At 72.4% G+C, this 18,809-nt stretch carries 15 protein-coding genes; 7 read left to right on the forward strand and 8 right to left on the reverse strand.

What is annotated here, in order from left to right; all coding sequences use genetic code 11:
* The first annotated feature begins 115 nt into the window (after nucleotides 1–115).
* Both JHAT_RS18555 and JHAT_RS18560 read left to right on the forward strand, forming a co-directional pair.
* On the forward strand, nucleotides 116–4,030 hold the full coding sequence (locus tag JHAT_RS18555) for a glycoside hydrolase family 2 TIM barrel-domain containing protein (protein WP_077799319.1): 3,915 nt from the start codon (nucleotides 116–118) through the stop codon (nucleotides 4,028–4,030).
* A 39-nt stretch (nucleotides 4,031–4,069) separates the two neighbouring features.
* Complete coding sequence (locus JHAT_RS18560; protein WP_077799320.1) at nucleotides 4,070–4,951, forward strand: DUF72 domain-containing protein; 882 nt, start codon at nucleotides 4,070–4,072, stop codon at nucleotides 4,949–4,951.
* Here the strand turns inward: JHAT_RS18560 and JHAT_RS18565 are convergent.
* Nucleotides 4,932–5,294 (reverse strand): metalloregulator ArsR/SmtB family transcription factor, encoded by a 363-nt coding sequence (locus tag JHAT_RS18565; protein ID WP_077799373.1) that lies wholly within the window; start codon nucleotides 5,292–5,294, stop codon nucleotides 4,932–4,934. The genes JHAT_RS18560 and JHAT_RS18565 overlap by 20 nt on opposite strands.
* A gap of 83 nt (nucleotides 5,295–5,377) precedes the next feature.
* Between JHAT_RS18565 and JHAT_RS18570 the strand changes: the two genes are divergently transcribed.
* The 4 genes from JHAT_RS18570 (at nucleotide 5,378) to JHAT_RS18585 (ending at nucleotide 10,380) form a co-directional block, all read left to right on the forward strand.
* A complete protein-coding gene (locus JHAT_RS18570; RefSeq protein ID WP_077799321.1) occupies nucleotides 5,378–7,291 on the forward strand; it encodes a heavy metal translocating P-type ATPase in 1,914 nt (637 codons plus the stop codon).
* 67 nt (nucleotides 7,292–7,358) lie between these two features.
* Entirely contained in the window at nucleotides 7,359–8,834 is a 1,476-nt protein-coding gene (locus tag JHAT_RS18575; RefSeq protein WP_077799374.1) for an AlkA N-terminal domain-containing protein, read from the forward strand.
* Between the two features lie 19 nt (nucleotides 8,835–8,853).
* Nucleotides 8,854–9,345 carry a methylated-DNA--[protein]-cysteine S-methyltransferase gene (locus JHAT_RS18580; protein WP_077799322.1) on the forward strand — a complete coding sequence of 164 codons (492 nt, stop codon included), beginning with the start codon at nucleotides 8,854–8,856 and terminating at the stop codon, nucleotides 9,343–9,345.
* A 183-nt stretch (nucleotides 9,346–9,528) separates the two neighbouring features.
* Nucleotides 9,529–10,380 (forward strand): LLM class flavin-dependent oxidoreductase, encoded by an 852-nt coding sequence (locus JHAT_RS18585; protein ID WP_077799323.1) that lies wholly within the window; start codon nucleotides 9,529–9,531, stop codon nucleotides 10,378–10,380.
* On the opposite strand, the gene JHAT_RS18590 is transcribed toward JHAT_RS18585, so the two are convergent.
* Nucleotides 10,323–10,886: an NUDIX hydrolase gene (locus JHAT_RS18590; RefSeq protein WP_077799324.1), complete on the reverse strand. Its 564-nt coding sequence runs from the start codon at nucleotides 10,884–10,886 to the stop codon at nucleotides 10,323–10,325. The two genes, JHAT_RS18585 and JHAT_RS18590, sit on opposite strands and share 58 nt — an antisense overlap.
* 152 nt (nucleotides 10,887–11,038) lie before the next feature.
* On the opposite strand from JHAT_RS18590, the gene JHAT_RS18595 reads away from it, so the two are divergent.
* Nucleotides 11,039–12,175, forward strand: a complete 1,137-nt coding sequence (locus tag JHAT_RS18595; protein ID WP_077799325.1) for a glycerate kinase — start codon at nucleotides 11,039–11,041, stop codon at nucleotides 12,173–12,175.
* 246 nt (nucleotides 12,176–12,421) lie between these two features.
* Here the strand turns inward: JHAT_RS18595 and pssA are convergent, their stop codons facing one another.
* The 6 genes from pssA to JHAT_RS18625 form a co-directional block, all read right to left on the reverse strand.
* Nucleotides 12,422–13,240 carry a CDP-diacylglycerol--serine O-phosphatidyltransferase gene (gene pssA / locus JHAT_RS18600; protein WP_077799326.1) on the reverse strand — a complete coding sequence of 273 codons (819 nt, stop codon included), beginning with the start codon at nucleotides 13,238–13,240 and terminating at the stop codon, nucleotides 12,422–12,424.
* 22 nt (nucleotides 13,241–13,262) lie between these two features.
* Nucleotides 13,263–13,919: a phosphatidylserine decarboxylase gene (locus JHAT_RS18605; RefSeq protein WP_077799327.1), complete on the reverse strand. Its 657-nt coding sequence runs from the start codon at nucleotides 13,917–13,919 to the stop codon at nucleotides 13,263–13,265.
* Between the two features lie 170 nt (nucleotides 13,920–14,089).
* Nucleotides 14,090–15,295, reverse strand: a complete 1,206-nt coding sequence (locus JHAT_RS18610) for an acyl-CoA dehydrogenase family protein (RefSeq protein ID WP_077799328.1) — start codon at nucleotides 15,293–15,295, stop codon at nucleotides 14,090–14,092.
* The gene (locus JHAT_RS18615) at nucleotides 15,296–15,808 is read right to left on the reverse strand and encodes a MaoC family dehydratase (RefSeq protein WP_073730559.1); all 513 of its coding nucleotides are present in this window, start codon (nucleotides 15,806–15,808) and stop codon (nucleotides 15,296–15,298) included.
* Nucleotides 15,809–15,813: 5 nt separating this feature from the next.
* Nucleotides 15,814–16,779: a CoA ester lyase gene (locus JHAT_RS18620; protein WP_077799329.1), complete on the reverse strand. Its 966-nt coding sequence runs from the start codon at nucleotides 16,777–16,779 to the stop codon at nucleotides 15,814–15,816.
* Nucleotides 16,776–18,803, reverse strand: a complete 2,028-nt coding sequence (locus tag JHAT_RS18625) for a protein meaA (protein WP_077799330.1) — start codon at nucleotides 18,801–18,803, stop codon at nucleotides 16,776–16,778. The genes JHAT_RS18620 and JHAT_RS18625 overlap by 4 nt, the downstream gene beginning before the upstream one ends.
* Between the last annotated feature and the right edge of the window lie 6 nt (nucleotides 18,804–18,809).

The following is an 18,809-nucleotide window of genomic DNA, read 5'->3' on the forward strand; positions in this document are numbered from 1 at the left end:
TGACCCTGATCCAGTAGCCGCTCCATCACCGGCAGTTGACCTCCGCACCACCGTCAACGGCCGGTGCCGCACCGTGCGTTGAGCCGCCCCCGAAGCCATACGGAAGGCCACGGTCATGCCGCACTCACCCGTGTCACCCGCCGGTATCCCGGCCCCCCGCCCCCGCCCGGTCGTCAGCCGCCGCCGTCTCCTGGAGGGCGGCGCCGCCGTCCTCGGGGCGCTCGCCCTGTCCGCGCCGTCCGCCAGCGCGCTCGCGGCCGGACGGCGTGCCGCGTCCGACGCACCCCCCGAGTGGAACGACTTCGGCGTCTTCCGGCTCGGCACCGAGCCGCCGCACACCACGCTCATGCCGTACGCGGACGTCAGACAGGCCCTGGCCGGCGACCGCACCCGCTCGCCCTACCGCCTCAGCCTCGACGGCACCTGGAAGTTCGCCTACGCCGACCGCCCCGACGACCGGGACGCCGACTTCCACCGCACCGACACCGACGACAGCGACTGGGAGACCATCCCGGTCCCCTCCGTCTGGCAGCTGCACGGCCACGACTTCCCGATCTACCTGAACATCACCTACCCGTACTGGGGCCCCAACGGCCGCGGCGAGGAGCCGCAGCCGCCCGCCGCGCCGACCCGCTACAACCCCGTCGGCCAGTACCGGCGCACCTTCACCGTGCCCCGTGACTGGAAGGGCCGCCGCACCTTCCTCCACTTCGAGGGCGTCAAGTCCGCGCACTACGTGTGGATCAACGGCGAACTGGTCGGCTACGACGAGGACTCCTACACCCCGTCCGAGTACGACGTCACCGACCACCTGAAGCCGGGCACCAACCAGATCGCCGTGGAGGTGTACCGCTACTCCGACGGCGACTGGATGGAGGACCAGGACATGATCCGACTGAGCGGCATCTTCCGCTCGGTCTACCTCTACTCCACCCCGGCCGTGCACCTGCGCGACTTCAAGCTGGACACCCCGCTGGACGACACCTACACGAACGCCGAGCTCAAGGTCACCGCGCACGTGCGCGCGTACGGCGGCGGCGACGCCGGGCGGTACACGGTGGAGACCCAGCTGTACGACGCCCGCGGCCACGCCGTCTGGTCCCGGCCGCTCCAGCAGGCCGCCGACCTCGCCACGGTCCGCGCCGGCGAGGACGTCACCGTGAGCGCGGCGAAGGCCGTACCGGCGCCGAAGCTGTGGTCGGCCGAGCACCCGGACCTGTACACCGCCGTCCTGCGCCTGCGCGACCCGTCCGGCAGGATCGTGGAGACCCTCTCCCACCGGGTCGGCTTCCGCGAGTTCGCCCTCAAGGACGGGCTGATGCGGATCAACGGCAAACCCGTCTCCCTGCGCGGTACCAACCGGCACGAGATGCACCCGGCCCGCGGCACGGCCCTGACCCGCGAGGACATGGTCCAGGACATCACGGTCATCAAGCGGATGAACATCAACAGCGTCCGCACCTCGCACTACCCGAACAACCCGTACTGGCTGGAACTGGCCGACGAGTACGGCCTCTACCTCGTCGACGAGACCAACCTCGAGACCCACGGCATCCGCGACGAGTACCCGGGTGACCACCCCGACTGGACCGCGGCCTGCGTGGCCCGTGCCCAGAACATGGTCCACCGCGACAAGAACCACGCCTCGGTCGTCATCTGGTCGCTCGGCAACGAGGCCGGCGGCGGCAGCACCTTCACCGCCATGCACGACTGGATCCGCTCCTACGACGACACCCGCGTCATCCAGTACGAGGGCGACGACCGCCCCGGCATCAGCGACATCCGCTCGGAGATGTACGACAGCCCGCAGCGCGTCGAGCAGCGCGCGAAGGACACCGCCGACACCCGGCCCTACGTCATGATCGAGTACGCCCACTCGATGGGGAACTCCACCGGCAACCTCAAGAAGTACTGGGACCTCGTCCGCCGGTACGACGTCCTCCAGGGCGGCTGGATCTGGGACTTCGTCGACCAGTCCCTGTACACGCCCGTCCCGGCCCGCACCCTGCTGACCGAGTCGGGCCCGGCCGGGCTGCGCGGCGAGATCCTCGCCACCCGCGGCACCCTCGACCGGGACGAGGGGCTGTCCGGCATCACGGTCTTCGAGCGCCACGACAGCCTCGACCTCACCGGCTCCCTGACCCTGGAGGCCTGGGTCACCCCGCGGTTCACCGGCTACCACCAGCCCATCCTGGCCAAGGGCGACACCCAGTACGCGCTGAAGCAGACCGACCGCAGGCTGGAGTTCTTCATCCACTCGGCCGGCCAGTGGATCACCGCGAGCTGGGAGGTGCCGGACGACTGGACCGGCCGCGAGCACCACATCGCGGGCGTCTTCGACGCGGACGCGGGCACCCTGACCCTGTACGTCGACGGCGCGGTGAGGGCCACCCGCACCACCGACCGGCGCCCCAGCAGCAACACCGCGCCGCTGTCCCTGGCCGCCGACGCCGACTCCCAGACCCGCGAGTTCAGCGGCACCGTCCGCCGTGCCCGCGTCTACGCCCGCGCCCTCGCCGGCGCGGAACTGGCCGACGACGGGCGCGGCCCCGGCGACGACGGCGTGCGGTTCTGGTTCGACGCGGCCACCGTGCGGACCGAGACGAAGCGGCCGAAGGACAGGACCTTCCTCGCCTACGGCGGCGACTGGGGCGACAACCCCAACGACGGCGCCTTCGTCGCCGACGGCATCGTCACCGCCGACCGCGGCCACACCGGCAAGGCCACCGAGGTCAAGCACGTCTACCAGGCGATCAACGCCGCCCCCGTCCCCGGCGGCGCCCCGGGAGCCGTCACCCTCACCAACGAGTTCCTGTTCACGAACGTCCGCGAGTTCGACGCCCGGTGGGAACTGGTCGCCGACGGCAGGGTCGTCCGGCACGGCAGGCTGACCCGCGACCAGACGGACGTCCCGCCGCTGTCCGCCAAGGACATCACCGTCCCCGTACGCCTGCCCGACGACCCGGAGCCGGGCACCGAGTACTTCCTCCAGCTCTCCTTCACCACCAAGGAGTCCACGCCGTGGGCGAAGGCGGGCTTCGAGGTGGCCCGGCAGCAGCTCCCGCTGGACGCCGGCGGCCCGGCCGTCACCCCCGTCCCCCTGGGGCGCGTCCCCGCCCTGCGCCACGACGACCGCGACCGGGACGTCACCGTGCGCGGCAAGGGCTTCTCCCTCACCGTCGACAAGCGCAGCGGCACCATCACCTCGTACGAGGCGAACGGCACCCGTCTGATCACCTCGGGGCCCGTGCCCAACTTCTGGCGGGCGCCCACCGACAACGACAAGGGCAACGGCCAGCACACCCGCAACCAGACCTGGCGCGACGCCGGCGCCCGCCGCAGGGTGACGGACGTCGCGGTGCGGGCCCTGGGCGACCGCGCCGTCGAGATCAAGGTCAGCGGCACCCTGCCGACCACCGTCGAGTCGGCGTACTCCACCACCTACACGGTGTTCGGCAACGGCGAGATCAAGGTCGACAACACCCTGCACCCGGGCGCCGCGAACCTGCCGTACATCCCCGAGGTCGGGACGATGCTGTTCCTGCCCGGCCGCCTGGACCGGCTGCACTACTACGGGCGCGGCCCCGACGAGAACTACTGGGACCGCAACACCGGTTCCGACGTCGGCCTGTACTCCTCGACCGTCGACGAGCAGTGGACCCCCTACATCCGCCCGCAGGAGAACGGCAACAAGACCGACGTCCGCTGGGTCGCGCTCACCGACTCCCGCGGGACCGGGCTGCTCGCCACCGGCGAACCCCTGCTGGAGGTCAACGCCTCCCGCTTCACGCCGGAGGACCTGTCGGCCGGCGTGCGCCACGACTACCAGCTCACCCCGCGCGACGAGGTCGTCCTGCGTCTGAACCACCGGCAGATGGGCGTCGGCGGCGACAACAGCTGGGGCGCGCACACCCACGACGAGTTCAAGCTGTTCGCCGACCGGGACTACACGTACACCTACCGGCTGCGCCCGCTCACCGACGTGCGGGACGCGACGGCCGCCTCGCGGCGGCCCACGGCGACCGAGTAGGAGGGGGACGAACGGGGAGCCCGGGGTACCCGGGCCCCCATGGGTGACGTACTGGTCGGGGCCTGCTCGTGGACGGACCGGCACCTCGTCTCGAGCGGCTGGTACCCGCGCGGACGGCGGGACGCCGAGGGACGGCTGCGGTACTACGCCTCACGGCTGCCCGTCGTCGAAGTGGACGCCGGGTACTACGCGTTGCCGAGCCGCCGCAACAGCGAGCTGTGGGTGGAGCGCACGCCGGACGGCTTCCGCTTCGACGTGAAGGCCTTCTCGCTGCTGACCGGGCACCCCACGCGGCCGGAGGCGCTCCCCGCCGACCTGCGCGGGGCGGCCGGCACCGGCCCGCTGCGGCGCGGCCAGGCGGACGAGGGGCTGCTGGACGAGGTGTGGGGGCGTTTCACCGACGCGGTCGAGCCGCTGCGCGAGGCCGGGCGGCTCGGCGCCGTGCTGTTCCAGTTCCCGCCGTGGTTCGCGCCCGGCGACCCGGCCGAGGCGGCGCTCGAGGCCTGTGCCCGGCGCGCGGGGGAGTGGCCGCTCGCCGTGGAGTTCCGGCACCCGGACTGGTGGGCGCCGCACCGGGCGGACGCGACCCACGCCCTGCTGTCCGCGCTGGGCGTGTCGGCCGTCGGCACCGACATGGCCCAGGACCTGTCCGCGTCCCTGCCGCCCATCGCGCCGGTCACCCGCCCCGCCCTCGCCGTCGTCCGCTTCCACGGACGCAGCCCGGCGTGGGGGAGGGGCAGCAAGGAGGACCGCTTCCGGTACGACTACTCCACCGCCGAGCTGGCCGCCTGGGTGCCCCGGCTGCGCCGCGCCGCCGCACGGGCGGACGAACTGCACGTGCTCTTCAACAACTGCTGCGCGGACGCCGCCGTGCGCGCCGCCGAGACCATGCGGGGGCTGCTCACCCCGCCGCGTCGCTGATCCCCAGCCGCAGGTGCTCCACGTGGTAGACGGCCTGGTCGAGCAGCTCGGCGACATGGTGGTCGTGCAGCGCGTACACCACCGACCGGCCGCGCCGTTCGCCGACGACGAGCCCCAGGTTCCGCAGCAGGCGCAGCTGGTGGGAGCAGGCCGACTGCTCCATGCCGACCTCCGCCGCCAACTCGGTGGCGGGCAGAGGGCCTTCGCGCAGCCGCGCGAGGATCAGCAGCCGGGAGGGCGTGGACAGGGCCTGGAGCGTGGTGGCGACCTTGGCGACGTTGTCCGCGTCCAGGCGCACGCGCTCGGTCGCGTCCTGCGCGGTGGTGGCGGCTCCATGACCCATGCCGGTCATCTTACGCACCCGTCCGCACGCATGAACGGATGAATGCATGAACGAGTCTTCATGTGTTCCTGTATGGTGGCCGCGTGTCCACCACCCTCGCCCCCGCCCCCGTCCCCACGCCCGCCCGGCACGCGCCGGCCCGCCGCACCCGCGTGCTCGCCCTGCCGGAGGCACGCTGGGCCCTCGCGTCGCTGCTCGCCTTCCTCGCCGCGCTCGCCCCGGACCTCGCCGGCGCCCCCGCCTGGACGTACGGCCCCCTGTACGCGGCCGCCTACGCCGCCGGCGGCTGGGAGCCCGCACGGGAGGGGCTGCGGGCGCTGCGCGAGAAGACCCTGGACGTCGACCTGCTGATGATCGTCGCGGCGCTCGGCGCGGCGGCCATCGGACAGGTCCTCGACGGCGCCCTGCTCATCGTCATCTTCGCCACCTCCGGCGCCCTGGAGGCCCTGGCCACCGCCCGCACCGCCGACTCCGTGCGCGGCCTGCTCGACCTCGCGCCCACCACCGCCACCCGGCTCACCGGGGACCGCGAGGAGACCGTCCCGACCGCCGAGCTCGCCGTCGGCGACCTCCTCCTGGTCCGGCCCGGGGAGCGCATCGGAGCCGACGGCACGGTGACCGACGGCACCGGCGAGGTCGACCAGGCCACCATCACCGGCGAGTCCCTCCCGGTCCCCAAACGCCCCGGCGACGACGTCTTCGCCGGCACCCTCAACGGCACCGGCGCCCTGCGGGTCCGCGTCGACCGCGACCCCGCCGACTCGGTGATCGCCCGCATCGTCACCCTGGTCGAGGAGGCGTCCCGCACCAAGGCGCCCACGCAGCTGTTCATCGAGAAGATCGAGCAGCGCTACGCGGTCGGCGTGGTGGCCGCCACCCTCGCGGTCTTCGGCATCCCCCTCGCCTTCGGCGTCGGCCTCACCGACGCCCTGCTGCGCGCCATGACCTTCATGATCGTCGCCTCGCCCTGCGCGGTCGTCCTCGCCACGATGCCGCCCCTGCTGTCCGCCATCGCCAACGCCGGCCGGCACGGCGTCCTCGTGAAGTCGGCGGTCGCCATGGAACGCCTCGGCGAGATCGACGCCGCGGCCCTCGACAAGACCGGCACCCTCACCGAGGGCGCCCCCGAGGTGACCGCCGTACGCCCCCTGCCCGGCTCCGGCCTCGACGAGGACGCCCTCCTCGCCCTCGCGGCCGCCGCCGAGCACCCCAGCGAGCACCCGCTGGCCCGCGCGATCGTCGCCGCGGCCCGCGCACGGGGGCTGCGCATCGCGCCCGCGGAGGACTTCGCGGCGACCCCGGGCCGCGGTGTGACGGCCGTGGTCGAGGGCCGCAAGGTGCACGTCGGCCGCGCCGAGGCGCCCCAGGGGGCCGAGACCACCGTCCAGGTCACCCGCGACGGCACCCCGCTCGGCACCCTCGCCCTCACCGACCGCCTGCGCGCCGACGCCGCCGGGGCCACCGCCGCGCTCACCGCCCTCACCGGCGCCGCCCCCGCCCTGCTCACCGGCGACAACGCCCACGCCGCCGCCCGCGTGGCCGGCGCGACGGGCCTGACCGACGTCCGCGCGGAGCTGCTGCCCGACGACAAGGTCGAGGCCGTACGGGAGAGGCAGCGGGCCGGCCGCAAGGTGCTCTTCGTCGGCGACGGCGTCAACGACGCCCCCGCCCTCGCCGCCGCCCACGCCGGGATCGCCATGGGCCGCGCGGGCTCCGACCTGGCCCTGGAGACGGCGGACGCGGTCGTGGTCCGCGACGAGCTGGCGGCCGTGCCCGCGGTCGTCCGCCTGTCCCGGCGCGCCCGCCGACTGGTGCTGCAGAACCTGGTCGTCGCGGGCACCTTCATCACCGCGCTCGTCCTGTGGGACCTGATCGGCCACCTCCCGCTGCCGCTCGGCGTCGCCGGACACGAGGGCTCGACCGTGCTGGTCGGCCTCAACGGGCTGCGGCTGCTGCGCGAGTCGGCGTGGCGATCCGGCGGGGCGCAGGAAGCGTGAGGTCCATGTCGGAAACTCGCCAGCCAGGGCCCGCACGGTGGATCACCATGGACGCATGCAGACGGCCATGCACACCGACACCGAGGGCTGCGTACGCGCCGTCCGGTCGAAGGACGCGCGCTTCGACGGCTGGTTCTTCACCGCCGTCCTGACCACCCGCATCTACTGCCGGCCCAGCTGCCCCGTGGTGCCGCCCAAGCCGGAGAACATGATCTTCTACCCGAGCGCGGCGGCCTGCCAGCAGGCCGGGTTCCGGGCGTGCAAGCGCTGCCGCCCGGACACCAGCCCCGGCTCCCCCGAGTGGAACCAGCGGGCCGACCTGACCGCCCGCGCCATGCGCCTGATCGCGGACGGCGTCGTGGACCGCGAGGGCGTCCCCGGCCTCGCCGCCCGCCTCGGCTACAGCACCCGGCAGATCGAACGCCAGCTCCTCGCCGAGGTCGGCGCGGGCCCCCTCGCCCTCGCCCGCGCGCAGCGCGCCCAGACCGCCCGGCTGCTCATCGAGACGACGCCGCTGCCGATGGCGGACATCGCCTTCGCGGCCGGCTTCTCCTCCGTGCGCACCTTCAACGACACGGTCCGCGAGGTCTTCGCCCTCTCCCCGAGCGAGCTGCGCGCCCGCCGCCCACCCGAGGACCGGTCCGCCGGGACCCCCGGCGGTGCGCCGGCCCTCCGCCTCCCCTTCCGCGCCCCCCTCAACCCCGACAACCTCTTCGGCCACCTCGCCGCCACCGCCGTACCCGGCGTGGAGGAGTGGCGGGACGGCGCCTACCGCCGTACCCTGCGCCTCCCCCACGGTCACGGCATCGTGGCCCTCACCCCCGCCCCCGACCACATCGACTGCCGCCTCACCCTCACCGACCTGCGCGACCTGACCGTCGCCATCAGCCGCTGCCGCCGCCTGCTCGACCTGGACGCCGACCCGACGGCCGTCGACGACCAGCTGCGCACCGACCCGCTGCTCGCGCCGCTGGTCGACAAGGCCCCCGGCCGCCGCGTGCCGCGCACCGTCGACGAGGCGGAGTTCGCCGTACGGGCGGTCCTGGGCCAGCAGGTCTCCACCGCCGCCGCCCGCACCCACGCGGCCCGCCTGGTCACGGCGCACGGCGACCCGGTGGAGGACCCGGAGGGCGGCCTGACCCACCTCTTCCCGTCGACCGAGGCCCTGGCGGAGGTGGACCCGGACACGCTGGCGATGCCCCGCACCCGCCGCGCCACCCTCACCACCCTCGTCCGCCACCTCGCCGACGGCTCACTCGTCCTCGGCGTCGAGACCGACCGGGCGGACACCCGCGCCCGCCTCCTCGCGCTCCCCGGCTTCGGCCCCTGGACCGCCGACATCATCGCGATGCGCGCCCTCGGCGACCCCGACGCCTTCCTCCCCACCGACCTCGGCGTCCGCCGCGCCGCCCGCGACCTGGGCCTGCCCTCCACCCCGGCGGCGCTCACCGCCCGGGCGGCGGCCTGGCGGCCCTGGCGGGCGTACGCCGTCCAGTACCTGTGGGCGACCGACAGCCACCCGATCAACTTCCTGCCCGCCTGAGCCCGCGCGAGGTACCGACGTGAGACAGCACACCGTGATCGACAGCCCCTACGGCCCCCTCACCCTGGTCGCCGAGGACGGCGTCCTGTGCGGCCTCTACATGACCGACCAGCGCCACCGCCCGCCGGAGGAGACCTTCGGCGCCCACGACGCACGGCCCTTCGCCGAGGCCGCGGAACAACTCGAGGCCTACTTCGCCGGCGACCTGCTGGACTTCACCCTCCCCCTGCGCCTCGACGGCACCGCCTTCCAGCGCACGGTCTGGGAGCAGCTCCGGAAGATCCCCTACGGCGAGACGCGCACCTACGGCGAACTCGCCGCCGCCCTCGGCAACCCCGCCGCCTCCCGGGCCGTCGGCCTCGCCAACGGGCGCAACCCGATCGGCATCGTCGTCCCCTGCCACCGCGTCATCGGCGCGAGCGGCGGCCTCACCGGCTACGGCGGCGGCCTGGAACGCAAGCAGCGGCTGCTGGACTTCGAACGCGGAACGGCGGGCGCGGCGCTGTTCTGAGCCCGGCCCGGACCGGGCGGAAAAGGCGTTGCCGCCGCCCGGCGGGGCGGGCTAGCCTCGCCCCACTCTGAAGATCCACGCTCTCTCGAACGATGCCGCAGAACGGGAGCAGGCCCGCGCACGGCCGCGCGGTGCCAGGAGGGGCGGCGCCACAGTCAGGCACGCCCTCCTGAGGAGACTCCCATGAAGATCGGCCTCGGCCTCCCCATCGACGACCCCGCCCAGCTGCTGACCTGGGCCCGGCGCGCCGACACGGGACCGTTCAGCACGCTCGGCCTGCTCGACCGGCTCGTCTACGACAACCCCGAGCCCCTGGTCACGCTCGCGGCCCTCGCCGGCGCCACGTCCCGCATCCGGGTCCAGACCGAGGTGCTGATCGCCCCGGTCCACGGCACCGCGCTCCTCGCCAAGCAGACCGCCACCCTCGACCGCCTCTCGGGCGGCCGCTTCACCCTCGGCATCGGCGTCGGCGGCCGGGAGGACGACTGCCTCGCCGCCGGCGTCGACATCCACCGGCGGGGCCGGCGCCTCGACGAGCAGATGACCCTGCTCCGCCGCGTCTGGGCGGGCGAGCCCTACGCCGAGGACGTCGGCGCCATCGGCCCGCGCCCCGCGACGCCCGGCGGGCCCGAGGTGCTGTTCGGCGGTTTCGCCCCGGCCGCCCTCGAACGCGTCGGCCGCTTCGGTGACGGTTTCCTCGGCGCCGCGCTGCCGCCCGCGCACATGGCCGGCCTGTTCCGCGCCGTCGAGGCGGTCTGGCGCAGGCACGACCGCCCCGGCCGGCCCCGCCTGGTGGCCCAGGCGAGCGTCGCCCTCGGCCCGGACGGCACGGCGGACCGGGCCCGGCGCACCATGAGCGACTACTACGCCTTCACCGGCCGCGCCGAGTACATGACGAAGGGCCTGCTCACCACGGCCCGCGAGATCCGCGCCGCCGTCGACGCCTTCGCCGACATCGGCGCCGACGAGGTCGTCCTCTACTGCTGGTCCTCGGGTCCCGACCAGGTCGACCGCCTCGCCGACGCCCTGTTCTGATCCGTCGCCGCCTGCCGGCCGACCCGGACACCGTTCTCCAGCTCCGCGGTCCCCGAGCCGTCCTCGAGCACGTCGAGGGCGGCCAGGACCCGTCCGTGCAGGGAGCCGAGGAGGTGGTCGGCCAGGTCGGCGCGCGGCACCAGGCGCCAGGACAGCAGCTCCTCCTCCTGGAGGCGGATCGCCCCGAGGTCCTCCTCGCCGAGGACGCCGCCGTCGTAGACGTACGACACCAGCGGCGGCCGGCCGAGGCCCGGCACCCAGTCCACCGCGAGCAGCCGGCCGGGCGGGACGTCCAGGCCGATCTCCTCGAGGGTCTCGCGCCGGGCGCCCTGGCGCGGGGTCTCGCCGTCGTCCGACTCGATGGTGCCGCCCGGCAGGGTCCAGCCCTCCCGGTAGTTCGGCTCCACGAGCAGCACGCTGCCCGCGGCGTCCCGGAACAGCACGGCGGCGCCGGCGAGCACGCGGGGCAGTCCGGCGATGTACGTGGCGTAGTCGAGCGTCGTCATCCTGGCAGGGTATGTCCGTCCGGCGGGGGTGTTCCACGGAGCGGTCGGGGCATGACGGCGGGGGCGCGCTCCGGTTAAGGTCGCAGCGGCGCGACTGCCTTGACGTGCGCAAGGCTCGAAGAGCAAGGGGAGACAAGGTGGCTGACGCTGCAGTGGACGGGGCCCGCCGGGTGCTCGTCGCCGCGGACAAGTTCAAGGGTTCGTTGACGGCCGTCGAGGTCGCCGAGCGGGTCGCGGCCGGGCTGCGCCGCATCGTGCCGGACGTCGACGTCGAGGCGCTGCCCGTTGCCGACGGCGGCGACGGCACCGTGGCCGCGGCGGTCGCGGCCGGGTTCGAGCGCCGGGAGGTGCGGGTCGCCGGGCCCCTCGGCGACGAGGTCACGGCGGCGTTCGCGCTGCGCGGTGACACCGCGGTCGTGGAGATGGCCGAGGCCAGCGGGTTGCAGCGGTTGCCCGCCGGTGTCCTGGCCCCGCTGACCGCCTCCACGTACGGCTCGGGCGAGCTGCTGCGGGCCGCGCTGGACGCGGGCGCGCGGACGATCGTGTTCGGGGTCGGCGGCAGCGCGACCACGGACGGCGGCGCGGGGATGCTGTCCGCGCTGGGCGCGCGCTTCCTGCGCGGGGACGGGGAGCCGGTGGCGCCGGGCGGCGGGGGTCTCGCCGACGTCGCCTCGGCCGATCTGTCCGGCCTGGACCCGCGGCTGGCGGACGTCGAGCTGGTGCTCGCGAGCGACGTCGACAATCCGCTGACGGGGCCGAAGGGCGCTCCGGCCGTCTACGGCCCGCAGAAGGGCGCCTCCCCGGAGGACGTGGAGACGCTGGACGCGGCCCTCGCGCACTTCGCGAAGGTCCTGGAGGGGCCGGTGGGGGCGCGGGCCGCCGAGCACGCCGCCTCGCCGGGCGCGGGTGCCGCGGGCGGCATCGGGTACGGCGCGCTGCTGATCGGGGCGCGGTTCCGGGCCGGCATCGAGGTGATGCTGGACGTGCTGGGCTTCGCGCCGGCGCTGGCGCGGGCCGACCTGGTGATCACGGGGGAGGGCTCGCTGGACGAGCAGACCCTGCACGGGAAGGCGCCGGCCGGTGTCGCGGCGGCGGCCCGGAGCGCGGGCAAGGAGGTCGTCGCGGTGTGCGGACGGCTGGCGCTGCCGGCGGAGGCGCTGGGGCGGGCCGGGATCCGGCGGGCGTACCCGCTGACGGACGTGGAGCCGGACGTGGCGAAGTGCATCGCCGATGCGGGGCCCGTCCTGGAGCGGGTCGCGGAGCGCATCGCCCGGGACTTCCTGGCGTAGGCGAGTCTCGTCCCCCGGGGGCTGCCGCCCCCGGACCTCCGCTTTCGGCCCTTCGAACGGGCCTCGTCCTCACTCGCCGGACGGGCTGAGTGTCTCACCTGTATCCCGACCGAGTCGGGTGGTGGGTGGGCGTAGGCCCGGGGGTCTGGGGGGCGCAGCCCCCGGCGAGGCCCGCACCGACGCCGGGCACCGGGCGAACGAAAGGGCCCCGAACCCAACCAGGTCCGGGGCCCTCACAACGCACCGCTACGGCAACTGCGCCGCCCGCGCCTCCCGCCGGTTGCCACGGAAGTTGTTCACCCGCCGGGCCGTCGCGAACAGCGGGATCACCGCGCCCATCACCAGCTGGAGCGCGCACCCCGTCTGCAGCAGCAGCTGCCCGCTCGGCGCGTCGAACGCCCAGCCGGCCAGCAGGCCCATCGACAGGACGATCCACGACAGCATCGCCACCGCGAGGCGCCCCCGCGGCTTCGGGTACTCGACCCGGCTCACCATCAGCCAGGCCGTGCCGATGATGGCGAGGAGCGTCGCCACGAAGGGCAGCTCCAGCAGCACGATCGAGACCACCGTCAGCGCACCGAACGGCGAGGGCATGCCCTGGAACGTGCCGTCCTTCACGGTGACGCAGGAGAATCTCGCGAGTCTCAGCACCACCGCCAGCAGCACCACGATCGCGCCCACCGCCGCGACCCGCTGGTACGCGTCGTGCGCGACCATCCCGTAGACCAGGACGAAGTACGCCGGCGCCAGCCCGAAGCTGATCAGGTCGGACAGGTTGTCCAGCTCGGCGCCCATCGGCGAGCTGCGCAGCTTGCGCGCCACGAGCCCGTCGAACAGGTCGAAGATCGCCGCGCAGAGCATCAGGATCACCGCGGTGGCCGCGCTGTGCCGGGCCATGCCCGACTCCTCGCTGCCCGTCAGGTGCGGGATCAGGATGCCGGTGGTGGTGAAGTACACCGCCATGAAGCCGCACGTGGCGTTGCCGAGGGTGAGGGTGTCCGCTATCGACAGGCGCAGCGAGAGCGGCATCTCCTCCTCGTCGTCCACCTCGTCGGCCTCGGGCACCCACCCGGCCTGGGTCTGTGGATCAATCACGGTCAATGCGAGTCACCCCAGCCACCGTCTTCTGCCCCACCTCGACCGCGACCTCCACGCCCTCCGGCAGGTACAGGTCGACGCGCGAGCCGAAGCGGATCAGGCCGATCCGCTCGCCCTGCTCGACCTTCGTGCCCTGGGGCAGGTAGGGAACGATGCGGCGGGCCACCGCGCCGGCGATCTGGATCATCTCGATGTCACCGAGCTCGGTGTCGAAGTGCCACACCACCCGCTCGTTGTTCTCGCTCTCCTTGTTGAAGGCGGGAACGAAACCACCGGGGATGTGCTCGACCGACGTCACCGTGCCGGCCAGCGGCGCGCGGTTGACGTGGACGTTGAGCGGGCTCATGAAGATCGCGACGCGGGTACGGCCGTCCTTCCACGGCATGATGCTCTGCACCACACCGTCGGCGGGCGAGATGACCCGGCCCCGGGTGATCTCGCGCTCGGGGTCGCGGAAGAACCACAGCATCCCCGCCGCGAGCGCGGTGGCGGGGACGGCGACGGCCTTGGCCGCGCCCGAGCGGCGGGCGCGGAGCAGGCTGACGGCTGCGGTGGCGACGGTCGGCAGAAGCCACGGCGATGCTCCGCGCGCGAGGCGTACGCCGACGAGGCTGTCGCGAGGTGCAGAGGTTTGGCTGTGGGGCATGGATGACCTTCGTAGCGGATGATGCCGCACTCTGACGGGGGACGGCGGCTTTTCGGCGATCGTAGCGGCTATCAGTCGTAACTGGGTAAGCCAGGAAGCTGAGTCGACGGCCGAACAATGCCTACGGGGTGTGACCTTCTTCTCCAAGAAAACACCCCGTATCCGGACATCTAACCCTGGAATCGATACTCTTCGAGCAGCCTGCGGCCGATGATCATTTTCTGGATCTCGGCGGTGCCTTCACCGATCAGGAGCATCGGAGCCTCGCGGTAGAGCCGCTCGATCTCGTACTCCTTGGAGAAGCCGTACCCGCCGTGGATCCGGAAGGCGTCCTCCACGACCTCCTTGCAGTACTCGGAGGCGAGGTACTTGGCCATCCCCGCTTCCAGGTCGTTTCGTTCGCCCGAGTCCTTTTTGCGTGCAGCGTTCACCATCATCGCATGCGCCGCCTCCACCTTGGTAGCCATCTCGGCCAGCTTGAACTGGATGGCCTGGTGCTGGGCGATCTGCTTGCCGAAAGTGTGACGCTGCTGGGCGTACCGGACACCCAGCTCGAAGGCACGCTGAGCGACGCCGCAACCACGCGCCGCCACGTTGACGCGGCCGACCTCGACGCCGTCCATCATTTGGTAAAAACCTCGGCCGGTGACGCCGCCGAGCACCCGGTCGGCCGGAATCCGCAGGCCGTCCATGATGAGCTCGGTCGTGTCGACGCCCTTGTAGCCCATCTTGTCGATCTTGCCGGGGATGGTGAGGCCGGGCCGGACCTCGCCGAAGCCGGGCTCCTTCTCCACCAGGAAGGTCGTCATCGACTTGTGGGGTGCCGTGCCCTCGGGGTGACCCTCGTCACTCCGGACGAGAACGGCCACCAGCGACGACGTGCCGCCGTTCGTCAGCCACATCTTCTGGCCGTTCAGGACGTACTCGTCGCCGTCCTTCACCGCCTTCGAGGAGATGGCGGAGACGTCCGAGCCGAGCGCCGGCTCCGACATGGAGAACGCGCCGCGGACGTCGCCGGCGGCCATGCGGGGCAGGAAGTGGTCCTTCTGCTCCTGCGTGCCGTGCTGCTTGAGCATGTACGCCACGATGAAGTGCGTGTTGATGATGCCGGACACCGACATCCAGCCGCGGGCGATCTCCTCCACGCACAGCGCGTAGGTGAGGAGCGACTCGCCCAGGCCCCCGTACTCCTCCGGGATCATCAGGCCGAACAGGCCCAGCTCCTTCAGCCCGTCCACGATGTCCTGCGGGTACTCGTCCCGGTGCTCCAGCTCGGTCGCGACCGGGATGATCTCCTTGTCCACGAAGTCCCGGACGGTGGAGAGGATCTCCCGCTGGACGTCCGTGAGGCCGTGGGTCTGGGCGAGGCGGCTCATCTACTTCCCCTGTTCCTTCAGCTCGGGCCGGCCGGGCTGCTCGCCGCCGCGCTCCTTGATGTACGTCTCGGTGGGCACCATCACCTTGCGGCGGAAGACGCAGACCAGCGTGCCGTCCTGCTTGTAGCCCTTGGTCTCCACGTGCACGATGCCGCGGTCGTTCTTCGACTTCGACGGCCACTTGTCGAGCACGGTCGTCTGCCCGTAGATCGTGTCGCCGTGGAAGGTCGGCGCCACGTGCTTGAGCGACTCGATCTCCAGGTTGGCGATCGCCTTGCCGGAGATGTCCGGGACCGACATGCCGAGCAGCAGGGAGTAGACGTAGTTCCCGACCACCACGTTCTTGCCGAAGTCCGTCGTCTTCTCGGCGTAGTTCGTGTCCATGTGGAGCGGGTGGTGGTTCATGGTGAGCAGACAGAAGAGGTGGTCGTCGTACTCCGTGACCGTCTTCCCGGGCCAGTGCTTGTACGTGGCCCCGACCTCGAACTCCTCGTAGGTGCGTCCGAACTGCATCGCGCTCAGGCCTCCGGGATCTCGAACTTGCTGGTGCGCTGCATGCCGGCGGCGCGGCCCTTGCCCGAAATGACCAGGGCCATCTTGCGGCTGGCCTCGTCGATCATCTCGTCGCCGAGCATCGCGGAGCCCTTCTTGCCGCCCGCCTCGGACGTGTAGTAGTCGTACGCGTCGAGGATCAGCTCGGCGTGGTCGTAGTCCTCCTGGGACGGCGAGAAGATCTCGTTGGACGCCTCGACCTGGCCCGGGTGCAGCACCCACTTGCCGTCGAAGCCGAGGGCGGCGGCGCGCTGCGCGACCTCGCGGTAGCCCTCCACGTTGCGGATCTGGAGGTAGGGGCCGTCGATCGCCTGGAGGTTGTTGGCGCGGGCGGCCATCAGGATCTTCATCAGGATGTAGTGGTAGGCGTCCGCCGGGTAGCCGGGCGGCTGCTCGCCCACGACCAGCGACTTCATGTTGATGGACGCCATGAAGTCGGCCGGGCCGAAGATGATCGTCTCGACGCGCGGGGAGGCCTGCGCGATCTCGTTGACGTTGTTCAGGCCCTGCGCGTTCTCGATCTGCGCCTCGATGCCGATCCGGCCGACCTCGAGGCCCATCGTCTTCTCGATCTGCGTGAGCAGCAGGTCCAGCGCGACGATCTGCCGGGCGTCCTGGACCTTCGGCAGCATGATGCAGTCGAGGTTCTGCCCGGCGCCCTCGACGACCGTCACGACGTCCCGGTACGTCCACTCGGTCGTCCAGTCGTTGACGCGCACGACGCGGGTCTTGCCGGTCCAGTCGCCCTCGTTGAGGAACTTGACGATGGTGTGCCGCGCCTCCGGCTTGGCGAGCGGCGCGCAGGCGTCCTCCAGGTCCAGGAAGACCTGGTCCGCCGGGAGGCCCTGCGCCTTCTCCAGGAAGCGCGGGTTGCTTCCCGGGACCGCCAGACACGAACGCCGGGGGCGGAGACGGTTGACGGGCGTGCTCATGCGGGGACCTCCAGGGGGTCGAGCTTGTTCGCGTTGCGGATCTCGTCGACGATCCGGCCGATGATGCCGGTGATGTCGAAGTCCTTCGGGGTGAAGACCGCGGCCACTCCCGCGGCCCGCAGTTCTTCGGCGTCACCGTTCGGGATGATGCCACCGGCGATCACCGGTATATCTGTGGCACCGGCCACACGGAGCCGTTCCAGCACGTCGGGGACGAGCTGGGCGTGCGAGCCGGACAGGATGGACAGGCCCACCGCGTGCACGTCCTCGGCGAGCGCGGCGTCCACGATCTGCTCCGGGGTGAGCCGGATGCCCTGGTAGACCACCTCGAACCCGGCGTCGCGGGCCCGCACGGCGATCTGCTCGGCGCCGTTGGAGTGGCCGTCCAGGCCGGGCTTGCCGACCAGGAAGCGGAGCTTGCCGACGCCCATCTCCTCGGCCGTCAGATCCACCTTGCGGCGGACCGCGGAGAGCGCCGAGCCCTCCTGCGCGGTGACCGCGACCGGCGCCGACGACACACCCGTGGGGGCGCGGAACTCGCCGAACACCTCGCGCAGCGCCCCGGCCCACTCGCCGGTCGTGACGCCGGCGCGGGCGCACTCCAGGGTGGCCTCCATGAGGTTGTCGGTGCCCTTGGCGGCCTCCTTCAGCCTCTCCAGCGCCTTGCAGGGGCGCGGGTGGTTGAAGGGCGGCTGGTAGCGGGTGTCCCGCCAGTTCTGCAGCGAGGCGATGACGCGGGCCTCCACGGCCGGGTCGACCGTCTGGATCGCGGTGTCCAGGTCGGCGGTCAGCGGGTTGGGCTCGGTGCCCTCGAAGGCGTTGACACCGATGATCTTCTCCTCGCCGGACTCGATCCGGGCCCGGCGCTCGGCGTGCGAGGCGACCAGCTGCGACTTGAGGTAGCCGGACTCGACGGCCGCCATCGCGCCGCCCATCTCCTGGATGCGCTCGATCTCGGCGAGCGACTCCCGGACCAGCTCGTCCACCTTCGCCTCGACCACCTTCGAGCCCTCGAAGAGGTCGTCGTACTCCAGCAGGTCGCTCTCGTACGCCAGCACCTGCTGGATGCGCAGCGACCACTGCTGGTCCCAGGGACGGGGCAGGCCGAGCGCCTCGTTCCAGGCCGGCAGCTGCACGGCGCGCGCGCGGGCGTCCTTGGAGAGGGTGACCGCCAGCATCTCCAGGACGATCCGCTGGACGTTGTTCTCCGGCTGGGCCTCCGTCAGCCCGAGGGAGTTGACCTGGACGCCGTAGCGGAAGCGGCGGTGCTTGGGGTTCTCGATGCCGTACCGCTCGCGGGTGAGGGTGTCCCAGATCCGCCCGAAGGCGCGCATCTTGCACATCTCCTCGATGAAGCGGACGCCCGCGTTCACGAAGAAGGAGATGCGGCCGACCACGTCGCCCATGCGCTCCTGCGGCACCTGGCCGGAGTCGCGCACCGCGTCGAGCACGGCGATCGCGGTGGACATCGCGTACGCGATCTCCTGCACCGGCGTGGCGCCCGCCTCCTGCAGGTGGTAGCTGCAGATGTTGATCGGGTTCCACTTCGGCATGTGGGAGACCGTGTACGCGATCATGTCCGTCGTCAGCCGAAGGGACGGCCCCGGCGGGAAGACGTGCGTCCCGCGGGACAGGTACTCCTTGACGATGTCGTTCTGGGTCGTGCCCTGGAGCCGGGTGATGTCCGCACCCTGTTCCTCGGCCACGACCTGATAGAGCGCCAGCAGCCACATGGCCGTGGCGTTGATGGTCATCGAGGTGTTCATCTGCTCCAGGGGGATGTCCTGGAACAGCCGGCGCATGTCACCGAGGTGCGCGACGGGCACGCCGACCCGGCCGACCTCGCCGCGGGCGAGGACGTGGTCCGAGTCGTAGCCGGTCTGGGTCGGCAGGTCGAAGGCGACCGACAGACCCGTCTGCCCCTTGGCGAGGTTGCGCCGGTACAGCTCGTTGGACGCCTCGGCCGTGGAGTGACCGGCGTACGTGCGCATGAGCCACGGCCGGTCCTTCTGACGCTCACTCATCCGGCG

It is taken from the genome of Streptomyces sp. JHA26 (genome assembly GCF_002005565.1).
In the GTDB taxonomy this organism is placed as follows: domain Bacteria; phylum Actinomycetota; class Actinomycetes; order Streptomycetales; family Streptomycetaceae; genus Streptomyces.

Excerpts from the sequence above, each read along its gene's own strand:
- JHAT_RS18555 (WP_077799319.1), top strand. The coding sequence starts at position 116 with ATGCCGCACTCACCCGTGTCACCCGCCGGTATCCCGGCCCCCCGCCCC.
- JHAT_RS18575 (WP_077799374.1), top strand. The coding sequence starts at position 7,359 with ATGCACACCGACACCGAGGGCTGCGTACGCGCCGTCCGGTCGAAGGAC.
- JHAT_RS18610 (WP_077799328.1), bottom strand. The coding sequence starts at position 15,295 with ATGAGCCGCCTCGCCCAGACCCACGGCCTCACGGACGTCCAGCGGGAG.
- JHAT_RS18615 (WP_073730559.1), bottom strand. The coding sequence starts at position 15,808 with ATGCAGTTCGGACGCACCTACGAGGAGTTCGAGGTCGGGGCCACGTAC.
- JHAT_RS18560 (WP_077799320.1), top strand. The coding sequence starts at position 4,070 with ATGGGTGACGTACTGGTCGGGGCCTGCTCGTGGACGGACCGGCACCTC.
- JHAT_RS18625 (WP_077799330.1), bottom strand. The coding sequence starts at position 18,803 with ATGAGTGAGCGTCAGAAGGACCGGCCGTGGCTCATGCGCACGTACGCC.
- JHAT_RS18605 (WP_077799327.1), bottom strand. The coding sequence starts at position 13,919 with ATGCCCCACAGCCAAACCTCTGCACCTCGCGACAGCCTCGTCGGCGTA.
- JHAT_RS18565 (WP_077799373.1), bottom strand. The coding sequence starts at position 5,294 with ATGGGTCATGGAGCCGCCACCACCGCGCAGGACGCGACCGAGCGCGTG.
- JHAT_RS18620 (WP_077799329.1), bottom strand. The coding sequence starts at position 16,779 with ATGAGCACGCCCGTCAACCGTCTCCGCCCCCGGCGTTCGTGTCTGGCG.
- JHAT_RS18590 (WP_077799324.1), bottom strand. The coding sequence starts at position 10,886 with ATGACGACGCTCGACTACGCCACGTACATCGCCGGACTGCCCCGCGTG.
- JHAT_RS18585 (WP_077799323.1), top strand. The coding sequence starts at position 9,529 with ATGAAGATCGGCCTCGGCCTCCCCATCGACGACCCCGCCCAGCTGCTG.